Genomic DNA, 10,661 nt, shown 5'->3' on the forward strand with positions numbered 1-10,661 from the left:
GCCACGCTCGCCGTTTCGTTCAGAGGGCCTGCGCGACAATGTCGATCCCTCCGGTCAGCCAGTTGACCCGAATCTCGTATCCTCCGCTTGGGCGCATCAGCCGGATCGCCCCGCCGCACGACATGCCCGTGGCGAAGAAACTGATCGCCGACAGCGCCGGCCGGCCGTTGCATTGCCGCGGCAGCAGCGCCTCGAGATCAACGTCGTCCGGAACACGGACGACGCGCCTGCTCGAACCGGAGACGACGGTCCGCGCCGGTGCATCCACCTCGGCGCTGACCACCCCTCGGCTCAGCATCGCAGCGTGCCGATCGACCTTGAGCAAGGTGGCGATCTCGACGGCGTAGGACTGCAGCCGGGGCTGCGACGTCGACACCGGCACGCGCGGCAACGCGATGGCGACGAGCAGCGCGACGATGGCGAGGACGCAGACGACTTCGAGCAAGGTGAAGCCCGCCTCCCCGCCGCCGTCCTCAGTCCTGCGCCGAGGCGAGATCAGCAGCCGTCCCGGTGCCGCCCTCCTGCCCGTCCGAACCGAACGAACGGATCTCGTACGCGCCGTGCTCTGCGGGCTGTCGGTACACATAGGCGTTGCCCCACGGGTCGTTGGGGACCGTGGTCCCCTTGATGTATGGACCGTTCCACGCGACGACGCCGCTGACCCGTTGCACCAGCGCGTTCAGACCCTCGGCGCTGGTCGGATAGCGGCCGGCGTCGAGGTAGAACAGATCGAGCGCGCTGGAGAGGCTCTGGATCTGGATCTTCGCCGCCTTGGCGCGGGACTCGGTCAGATAGTTCAGCACCCGCGGGCCGACCAGCGCCATGATCATGCCGATGATGGTGATGACGACCAGCATCTCCACGAGGGTGAAGCCGGCTTCTCCCTCGCGCGAGCGCCGCCTGGCGGTCCGTCGGACCTGTTGCTGACTGATGATTGGCTTCACATCTACTCTCCTGTTTCTGTCAGCCCACGACCTGCGTCACCGACAGCAGCGCGGTCATGACTGATACGATCAGTCCGCCGACCACGATGCTGATCGTGACGATCGCGGCGGGGCCGATCACCCCGACGATGCGATCGAGCTGGCGCTGCAGTTTGACCTCGTAGAAGTCGGCGACGCGCGCCGCGAGCACGGGAAGCTGTCCGGTTTCCTCGCCGAGCCGGAGCATCCGCACGGCGACGCCCGGCAACACCGCGGCCTTCGCCAGCGCATCGGACAACTTGCCGCCATGCCTGACCCGATCGGCCATCGCACTCCAGGCCGGAAGATTTCCGGTCACCGCCATGATGTCGACCAGGATGCGCAGCGTCGCGGTCAAATTGACGCCGCTGCCCAACAGGATGCCGAGGTTGCGGCAGAACAATGCGGTGCGATGGAATTCGACCACCGACGACACCAGCGGAAGCCGCGCCAGTTGCGTCAGCACGGCGGCCCGCGCGCCCGGCCTGCGCCACAGCAGCCAGCCGCAAAGCACCGTTGCGACCACGCCGATGCCGACCTCCACGCCGTGATCGCGCAGCAGATCCGACAACGCCATGAAGGTTTCGATGATCGGGTCGGTCTTCGCATTGAAGTCGCGCAGCACCGCGGAGAACTGCGGCAGCACGAAGGTGACGAAAAAGCCGAGCACGCCGACCGCCGCCAGCAGCACGAATACCGGATATTGCAGCGCGTCGGTCACCTTCCGGCGCATCGCTTCCGCCCGGCTGCGCTCGGTGCCGAGCGTTTCCAGAATATGGTCGAGCGTGCCCGACATCTCGCCGACCTTGATCAGGGCGACGTACATCGGGGGAAACAGCGGCGCGTGACGATCGAGCGCCTCGGCGAAGCTCTCGCCGGACAGGATCGCCGTTCTGATCTTGAGCACCACGGGCCTGAGCCGGCCGATATCCATATCACTGGCGAGTAGTTCGAGGGCATCGTTGAGGCGCGCACCCGCCTTCATCAGCAAGGCGAGATCGCGCGTGAAAACGGTGACGTCTTCCGGACGCGGGGCGGACAGCGCGGCCAGCGAAAACGAGCCGCCGCCCTTGGTCAGATCGGGACTGGTATCGATCGCGACCAGCCCGAGATACTCGATCCGCTGCAGCACTTCGGCCGTGGTCGCGGCCGCGATAGAGCCGGAAACGAGCTCTCCCTTGGCGGTCAGCGCGCGATAGCGGAAATTGGTCATGGCGTTACCGGACCGTAGTGACGCGCAGGATTTCGGCCGCCGACGTGGTTCCGGCCCTGCACTTGGCGAGCCCGTCCTCGATCATCGTCGTCATGCCGTTACGGATCGCGACCTTGTCGATCGACGCCCAGTCGGCCTCGGAATCGATCAGCCGGCGCACCTCCTCGTTGATCTCCAGGATTTCGAACACGCCGCCGCGTCCGCGATAGCCGGTGCCGCCGCAGCGCTCGCACCCCTCCGGCTCGAAGATGGCTTCGCCCGACACCAGACCGACCGCCTGGTAGCGCGGGTCGGCGTCGAGATCGGCTTGCATCAGCGGGCGTGAAGATTTGCAGCGATCGCAGAGCTGACGCACCAGCCGCTGGCCGATCACACCGCGCAGCGTCGAGCGCAGCAGGAACGCCTCGACGCCGAGATCGAGCAGGCGCGGCACCGCAGCCGCCGCGGTTTCGGTGTGCAGCGTCGTCAGGACGAGATGGCCGGTGAGCGCCGCATGGACCGCGATATGCGCGGTCTCGGCGTCGCGGATTTCGCCGACCATGATCACGTCGGGGTCCTGGCGGACGAAGGCGCGCAGCGCCGTCGCGAAGGTCAGGCCGATCGAAGGCTTGGCTTGCGACTGGCAAATTCCCGCGATCTCGTATTCGACCGGATCCTCGATGGTCAGGATCTTGCGGGTCGGCTCGTTGAGAAGCGACAGCACGGTCGCCAGCGTGGTGGTCTTGCCGCTCCCGGTCGGCCCGGTCACGATGATCATGCCGTGCGGCAGCGTCAGCAGCCGCCGCAGCTTGCTCTCGTCGGCGGGCAGGAAGCCGAGCTTCTCGATCGAGAGCAGGCCGCGATCCTTGGGCAGCAGACGGATCACCGCCGACTCGCCGTGCTGCGTCGGCATGATCGCGACACGCATGTCGATTTCGGACCGCCCCGACCGGATCCGGGCGGCGCCGTCCTGCGGCAGCCTGCGCTCGGCGATGTTCAGGCCGGCCAGAATCTTGATACGCGAAATCACCGCCTGCGGCGGCGCACCGGGAAGGCTCGGCGCAGGGCGCAGCAATCCGTCGATGCGCATCCGCACCACCAGCGAATTGCGGGCCGGCTCGATATGAATGTCGCTGGCGCGCAACTCGACGGCGGCCTCGAACAGGTCGTTGACCGCCCGGACGACCGGCGCGCCGCTGGCCAGATCGCGCAGATTGTCGATGTCGTCCTCGTGCGCCGCGACCGACGCGACCCGCTCGTCGCCGGCGCCGGCGCCGGGATCCTCGCCGAGCCGCAGATCGAGCGCCGTACCGATATCCTCGAACGACGCCACCGAACTCGCGACCTCGTCGCCGAGGACCAGCACGGCGGCCTGCATCGTCGCGCTGTCACTCGGATCGGCCAGCGCGACTGCGGCGCCGCCGCCCGGCAGTTCGAACGGAAACACCGACATCTCGCGCAGGAAACGACGTGAAAAACGATGCGCCAGGGGCGCCGCCGCCAGCAGATCGGGCAAGGCCGTGCGCGGCAGGCCGTAGAACTTCGCGACTTCGTCGGCGAATTCGCTCGCCGACAATTCGGTGGTCTCCCACAGCTTGCGAAGCCCGTGATCGACGCCCGCCGCCGGTCCGCCGATATCGGCCGCCGCCGCGTCGGCCCCGGCCGGCAGCCCGGACGCGAGGCGGAGATGGGCAGCAAACTCGTGGGCGGACGGACTACGCATCGCGGATACCAGAGCCGTCCTTCCAACCGCGGTGACGGCGATCCCGCTCTTTACGCTCTCTTTGCTATATGAAATGTGACGCATAACATCCGTTCCACGACACCGTCGAGACCGGCACCCACACGGCCACGGGCGCATGATCATGCGCGGGCCGCCGGCTGGGCGCGATCCATCGAGGTCTCCCACAGCCGGCAGCCGGCGCGGCGCGGCCTCGTCAAATCGGACATGATGTTATTCGCAACATTCAATCTCATGACACCACACATTGCTGTCACACAGCCGAACTATGAGTTCTCACAGGGTCCCACCGCCGCGGCGAACAAGCGGCGCGGGCATGGTTTGAGTGAGGCACAGTGTGGGCCCGATGTTCGGCAGGATGGTTCTGTTGCTGCAGCTCGCGCTGGTCGGCGCGCTGCTGACGGCATGCAATACGACCGAGCGCCTCGACGCCAGCAACCAGGAGCCCGACGTTTTCGAGAAGGTGCGGTCGATCGACCTTCTGCCGCGCTATCCGACCCAGGTGCGGCAGGCCGAGGTCTCGACCGGTCGCAAGAGCCAGGCGGTGATCTATCAGGCCGAATCCCCGGGCGGCGCCAAGGGGTCATCGGCCACGTCATCCGCGGGCGGGCGGGCGGCGGGCGGCGAGGTCTACGAACTCAATTTCGAGAACACGCCGGTCGCCTCGGTCGCCAAGGTCGTGCTCGGTGACATTCTCGGCGTCGGCTACGTCATCGACGCGCGGGTCCAGGGCAATATCAGCCTGTCGTCCGGCCGGCCCGTGCCGAAGGCGGACATCCTGTTCGCGCTCGAGAATGCGCTGCGGATCGGCGGCATCGCCCTGGTGCGGGACGACCTGGCCTACCGGCTGATGCCGCAGGCCGATGCCGCCGGCGCCGGTCCGGTGGAATACGCCGACCGCACCCAGGCCGGCTACGGCATCTCGGTGGTGCCGCTGCAATACGTCTCGGCGCAGACGGTGCTGAAGCTGGTCGACAGTTTCGGCACCAAGCCGGGAATGGTCCGCGCCGATTCCGCCCGCAATCTGATCCTGATTCAGGGTACCGGCAGCGAGCGTCGCAACGCCGTCGACCTGGTGATCAGTTTCGACGCCGACTGGATGCGCGGGCAGTCGGTCGGCATCTTCCCGGTGCAGAACAGCAATCCCGAGCCGATCATCGCAGAGCTCGAGAAGATCATCGACTCGGGCGACGGCGGCATTGCCCAGGACGCCGTCAAATTCCAGACCATCAACCGCATGAACGCGGTGCTGGCGGTCACCCGCAAGCCGGGACTTCTGAAGCTGGTCGAAACCTGGATTCAGCGCCTCGACACGGCGGACACCGGACGTTCGGGAATCCATGTCTATCGTATCAAATACGGCGACGCCCGGCAGATCGCGCGCGTGCTCAACGAACTGTTCGGCGGCGGCGGTGGTAGCAGCGGCGGCTCCTCGACGATCGACAGCGCCGCCGGCCAGATCGCACCGGGCTCCGGCTTCGCGTCGAGTTCGAGCAGGGGCTCGGCACTCAGCCGCCTGTCGGCAACGCAGCCGAACTCGGCCAATGCATCGGGCGCAAGCGCCGCCGGCTCCGGCGCGCGATCAGCGATCGGCGCGTCCGGTACAGGAGCGACGTCGCAGCCGGCCAGCCTGCTCGACCGCAGCGGCGGCCTGTTCGACCGCGGCGGCGGCGGTGCCAGCGGCGGCGCACGCGCCGGTGCGCAGGGCATCATGGAAGGAGTCCGGATCACGCCCGACAGCGTCAACAACTCGCTTCTGATCTATGCGAGCCAGGAGCAGTACAGCATCATCGAGCGAACCATCCGGCAGATCGATCAGCCGCAACTCCAGGTCGCGATCGACGCCACGATCGCGGAGGTCACGCTTACCGATCAGTTGCAGTACGGCGTACAGGCCTATCTGACGAGCAAGAATCTCGGCCTGAAGCAGAACATCGGATCGGTCTCCAACTCGACCGCGAGTTCGCTCATCAACGCGGCCGGCGATGTGGTCCTCAACCGCGCGATCCCGGGATTCAACTTCCTCGCAGGCTCGTCGACCACCCCGACCGCGATGCTGAGCGCCTTGCATGCGATCACCGACGTCAAGGTACTGTCCAACCCGTCGCTGGTCGTGATCGACAACCAGGCAGCGACCCTGCAGGTCGGCGACGAAATCCCGATCCAGACCGGAAGCGCCACCGTGCTCAGCGGCAGCAACACGATCGCCAACACCACCGACTATCGCAGCACCGGCATCATGCTGAAGGTGATGCCGCGCATCAATGCCAACGGCAACGTCCGGCTCGACATCGAGCAGGAGATCAGCAATCCGGTCGCAAGCTCGACGACGTCATCGTCGTCCTCGACGTCGACGAATTCGCTGACGCCGACGGTGTCGACCCGCAAGGTGCAGAGTTCGGTCGCGGTGGCGAGCGGACAGACCGTACTGCTGGCCGGCCTGATCAGCGATACGCAGAACCGCAGCCGCAACGGCCTGCCGGGGCTCGACCAGATTCCGGGCCTCGGCGACGTGTTCTCGCAGACCGACGTCAGCGTCAAACGCACCGAGCTGATCATCTTCATCCGGCCGCAGATCATCCGCGACGGCGCCGATGCCCATTTCGTCGCCGAGGAACTGCGCACCAAGCTTCGCGGCACGATCGGATCCGTCGGCTCGCGGCAGTCGGCTCCACCGAACTATCGTTGACACGACCGCCCGACCGCAATCGAACCGCAGACAGGCACAGCGAGGGAAACGAATGCCAAGGCCGATATCGACCCTGCTCGCATCCGCGCTGCTGATCCTGGCCGCGACCGCTTCCGCGCAGGCGGGTTCGTCGACCCAGGCGGGCGCCGCGTTCGGGCGCGGCGACTTCGTCAAAGCCGCGCGGCTTCTGCCGCCGCTGGCGGAACGCGGCGATCGCCGGGCGCAGGCCATGCTCGGCTTCATGTATGCGACCGGCCAGGGCGTGCCGCAGGCCTATGACGCCGCAGCTTACTGGTATCGGCGCTCCGCCGAGCAGGGCGACACCACGGCGCAATATCTGCTCGGCCTGATGTACGACAAGGGGCACGGCGTTCCGCTCGACGAGGTCGCGGCCTACACCTGGCTCAACCTCGCCGCCGCCGGCGCGCCGAAGCGGCTGCGCGAGAACTATCAGCGGCTGCGCGACGCGGTGGCCTCGAAGATGAGCCGCCGGCAGATCGCCGAGGGTCAATGGCGTGCGCTGGACTGGGCGGCGACGCCGCGCCGCTGAGCCTGCGCGGCGCATTCGCTCACCAGCCCCGCAGCAGGGTCGCCTGCAGCAGCCAACCGATCCAGATCGACGGCGCCAGATAGAGCCCGAACGGCAGCCGGCTGTCCGCCCGCAGACGGTGGCGTATCCCGTAGTGGCGCAATGCGTGGATCGCCAGCGCGGACAGCGCCGCGATCTCGATCGCGATCGGTATCATCGTCCAGCCGAGCCAACAGCCCGCCACCGCCGCGAGCTTGACGTCTCCGAGCCCGATGCCCTGCCGCCCGCGCAGCCGATAGTAGCCCACGCGCAATGCCCAGAAGGTCATAGCCAGCAGGCCTGCCCTCAGCACCGCCTCCAGCAGTGCGATCTCCGGACGGCCCGGCGCCGACACCCACGCATGCAAGAAGCCCAGCGCCAGCGCCGTGGCGCTGAGCCAGTTCGGAATGATGAAGCTGCGCGCGTCGACCACCGCAATGCCGAGCATCGCGATCGCGAGGCTCGCGCCGAGCCATCCGGCGGCACCGGGCTCACAGGCCAGGCTGGCCGCGACGCCGAGCGCCCCGAGGGCGACCACCGGATCGAGCAGGGTCGAGGACAGCCGGCCCGGACGCGCCGGGATCACGGCAGTGCTGGGAGCGGCAGGCCGCCGCCAGCGCGTCAGCGCGAACCTGCCGATCGCATGACCGATCACCGCGCCCGCCGCGCTGCCGAGGAAATCGATCGGGTCGGGATCGCGGCCCGGCACCCAGGATTGCGCGATCTCCAGTGCGCCGGCAAAGACAACGAGCGCGAACACATGAGCCGCCCCCGCGCGGTTGAAAACAGTCAGAACCGCCGCGACCGCCAGATAGGCCAGGCCGTGCTCGGCCGCCTTCGCCAGGCCGATCGAAGGGCGCATCTCTCCGGGCACCAGCGACAGCGCGACGATCGCGAGGATCGCCAAATCGGTGGCGAGCGGCGCGAGCCGGGCCAGCGCGGCCGAAAGCCGACGCGCGGTCGCGGCGCCATCTGACGGCACGGGCCCCGGCAGGTCATCGGCTTCGGGCGGCTGCGGAGAGGGAAAGTGTCGGTTCAAATGCTCGGTCCGCCGGCCCGGTCGCGGGCCGTGGTGAGCACGGCGCAACGGGCAACAGCGCCATCTTCGCCCGACATCATGACGCTCACATGATCCGAACGGCAGGGATGTCCAGTCGGATGATACTCCGCCCTACTTCGCATTCCCGCCGGCCCGATCGCCTCCGCCAACCGTTATGATATCACCATCACTTTAGGGCGCGATAGGTACAATTTGAAGTAATGCTTTAGCGCGATCTCGAAATCTGCCTGCCACATTTCCTCGTGTTTGAAGCGGGGAAGTGCAATGTCGACAAACAACAACAAGCAACATCGGCAGACGATATCGATCTCTCGGCTGTGGCGGATGCTGGTCCTGCCGTTGATGGCGGTGGTGGTGGCGACGGTGCCGGCGAAAGCCTTTCTGGCGCGGCCGGTGATCTTCGCTTCGATCGGCAGCGTGACGACGGCGCCGAGCGGCTGGCTGCAGTTCTGTTCGGAGAACCCGGACGAATGCCGGACGACGCCGGATCCGCAGCAGAACGTCGAGCTGACGCCCGATCTGCTGCAGCAATTGTTCACCATCAACGCCTTCGCCAACGACCGGGTGAAATGGACCAGCGATCTCGAGCGTTACGGCAAGATCGAGCGCTGGGCGATGCCACTCGACCGCGGCGATTGCGAAGACATCGTGCTGCTGAAGCGGCGCATGCTGGCGCAGGCAGGATGGCCGACCGGCGCGCTGCTGATCACCACCGTCGAAGACCCCAAGGCCGGCAACGGCCGGCATGCGGTGCTGACGGTGCGGACCGACCGCGGCGAATTCATCCTCGACAATCAGTCGCCGGAGATCCTGTTCTGGTACGAGACCCAGTACCGGTTCCTGTCGCGACAGAGCGCCACCGATCCCAATCTCTGGGTGGCCTTTGCGGATGCGAAGGAGCTGCCCGGCCCGGTGCTGGCGCCGCGCGTGCGATAATCGCTCGGAAAAGCGGGGCGCCGAACCGGCCCGAAGCGCAATCAGGACGATCAAAAAAATGCGGGAGCGCGACGTTCGCGCTCCCGCCGTTCTGGTGTGGACGATGGCCGCTCAGACGAAGCGGAAGTCGTCGGCGGCGAGTGAGGTCATCTGGAGGTTCGCCAGGGTGACGCTGTGGTCGGCGTCGAGCGTCACCACGACGTCGTTGCCGACCTGGGTGGCGTGCGACATCACGTCGGCGAAGTCGGCGAAGATGTCGCTCGAGAACTGCAGCAGATCGGCCGACGACCCCATCGTGGCGAAGTCGGTGACGATGTCCTTGCCGAACCCGGCGGCGAACACGAACACGTCGGCTCCGGAGCCGCCAGTCAGGATGTCGTTGCCTGCACCGCCGGTGATGATGTCGGCACCCGAGCCGCCCTTCAGCGTGTCGTTGCCGGCGCCGCCGTTCACAATGTCGTCGCCGGAGCCGGCGTCGACAGTGTCGTCGCCTTCGCCGCCGGCGATGACGTCGTTGCCCGATCCGCCCTTCAGCGTATCGTTGCCGAGACCGCCGTCGATCGCGTCGTTGCCCGAGCCGCCGTCGATCGCGTCGTTGCCGTCGCCACCGCCCAGCGTATCGTTGCCGTTGCCGCCGGCGATGGTGTCGTTGCCGGCACCGCCGTCGAAGCTGTCGTCGCCGTTGCCGCCGGTGATCACGTCGTTGCCGGCGCCGAACAGGAAGCTCTCGATGCCGGTGAAGGTGTCGGTTCCGATTCCGGCGCCGGTTGCAGTCCCGGCCGCCAGATTGACCGTCACGGCGCCGGTGGCGTCCGACAGGTCGAGCACGTCGTAGCCCGCACCGCCGATGATGGTGTCGTTGCCGGCGCCACCGCGCAGGACGTCGTCACCATCGCCGCCGATCAGCACGTCGTCGCCGTCGTTGCCGATCAGCACATCGTTGCCGGCCCCACCGTCCAACGTATTGGCCCCGGCACTTCCGTACATGAAGTCGTCGAAGCCGGTGCCGATCGCATTCTCGATATTCCGGAACTGATCGGAACCCTCGAGATAGCCCGGATAGTAGGCCCGTCCGATATTGAGGTCGATCGCCAGTCGGAAGTCGACCTGGCTGTAGTCGATGGTGTCGATTCCGTCGCCGCCATCGTACCAGTCGAGGCCGTCGGTGGCGATGAACCGGTCGTTGCCGCCGCCGCCGAACACCAGATCCCTGCCGTCGGTGCCGGTGATGGTGTCGTCGTTGTCGGTACCGACCAGCACCGTCCAGCGCTCGTCGCCGAAGCCGATCTGCTCGACATTGCTCAGCGTATCGCCGCCGTCCGGCGTCCCGCTGCGTAGATCGGCGACGAGGATCGACCGATCGGCGTTCAGCGTGAAACCGTAGTCGGAGAACGTTCCCGTGAAGTGCACGGTGTCTGTTCCATCGCCACCGTCGATGACGTCGTCGCCGGCCTGGCCGTAGATCTCGTCATCGCCGGCGCCGCCGTCGATCGTGTCGTTGCCGTTATTGGCA

The 10,661-nt window shown here is 67.0% G+C and carries 9 protein-coding genes; 3 read left to right on the forward strand and 6 right to left on the reverse strand.

The features are described 5' to 3' along the window. Positions 1-19: 19 nt before the first annotated feature. The 4 genes from ACTZWT_RS23715 to ACTZWT_RS23730 are packed head-to-tail and all read right to left on the reverse strand — an operon-like array spanning position 20 to position 3,877. Positions 20-496, reverse strand: coding sequence for a pilus assembly FimT family protein (locus ACTZWT_RS23715; protein WP_444772153.1), 477 nt, complete (start codon positions 494-496; stop codon positions 20-22). After that, positions 474-944 carry a type II secretion system major pseudopilin GspG gene (gene gspG / locus ACTZWT_RS23720; RefSeq protein WP_444772142.1) on the reverse strand — a complete coding sequence of 157 codons (471 nt, stop codon included), beginning with the start codon at positions 942-944 and terminating at the stop codon, positions 474-476. The genes ACTZWT_RS23715 and gspG overlap by 23 nt, the downstream gene beginning before the upstream one ends. A 19-nt stretch (positions 945-963) precedes the next feature. Continuing rightward, positions 964-2,175, reverse strand: coding sequence for a type II secretion system F family protein (locus ACTZWT_RS23725; protein WP_444772143.1), 1,212 nt, complete (start codon positions 2,173-2,175; stop codon positions 964-966). A gap of 4 nt (positions 2,176-2,179) precedes the next feature. Further along, positions 2,180-3,877 carry a GspE/PulE family protein gene (locus ACTZWT_RS23730; protein ID WP_444772144.1) on the reverse strand — a complete coding sequence of 566 codons (1,698 nt, stop codon included), beginning with the start codon at positions 3,875-3,877 and terminating at the stop codon, positions 2,180-2,182. Between the two features lie 376 nt (positions 3,878-4,253). Between ACTZWT_RS23730 and gspD the strand changes: the two genes are divergently transcribed. Both gspD and ACTZWT_RS23740 read left to right on the forward strand, forming a co-directional pair. Then, entirely contained in the window at positions 4,254-6,584 is a 2,331-nt protein-coding gene (gspD, locus tag ACTZWT_RS23735; RefSeq protein WP_444772145.1) for a type II secretion system secretin GspD, read from the forward strand. Positions 6,585-6,636: 52 nt separating this feature from the next. Continuing rightward, the gene (locus ACTZWT_RS23740; RefSeq protein WP_444772146.1) at positions 6,637-7,134 is read left to right on the forward strand and encodes a tetratricopeptide repeat protein; all 498 of its coding nucleotides are present in this window, start codon (positions 6,637-6,639) and stop codon (positions 7,132-7,134) included. Positions 7,135-7,153: 19 nt separating this feature from the next. Here the strand turns inward: ACTZWT_RS23740 and ACTZWT_RS23745 are convergent, their stop codons facing one another. Continuing rightward, positions 7,154-8,191, reverse strand: coding sequence for a prepilin peptidase (locus tag ACTZWT_RS23745; protein WP_444772147.1), 1,038 nt, complete (start codon positions 8,189-8,191; stop codon positions 7,154-7,156). A gap of 285 nt (positions 8,192-8,476) precedes the next feature. Between ACTZWT_RS23745 and ACTZWT_RS23750 the strand changes: the two genes are divergently transcribed. Continuing rightward, positions 8,477-9,148, forward strand: coding sequence for a transglutaminase-like cysteine peptidase (locus ACTZWT_RS23750; protein WP_444772148.1), 672 nt, complete (start codon positions 8,477-8,479; stop codon positions 9,146-9,148). A gap of 111 nt (positions 9,149-9,259) precedes the next feature. On the opposite strand, the gene ACTZWT_RS23755 is transcribed toward ACTZWT_RS23750, so the two are convergent. Further along, positions 9,260-10,661 (reverse strand): calcium-binding protein (locus ACTZWT_RS23755; RefSeq protein WP_444772149.1); only part of this gene is annotated, 1,402 nt, incomplete at its 5' end.

Origin of the sequence: Rhodopseudomonas sp. NSM (assembly GCF_052445935.1) — a bacterium.
In the GTDB taxonomy this organism is placed as follows: Bacteria; Pseudomonadota; Alphaproteobacteria; order Rhizobiales; family Xanthobacteraceae; genus Rhodopseudomonas.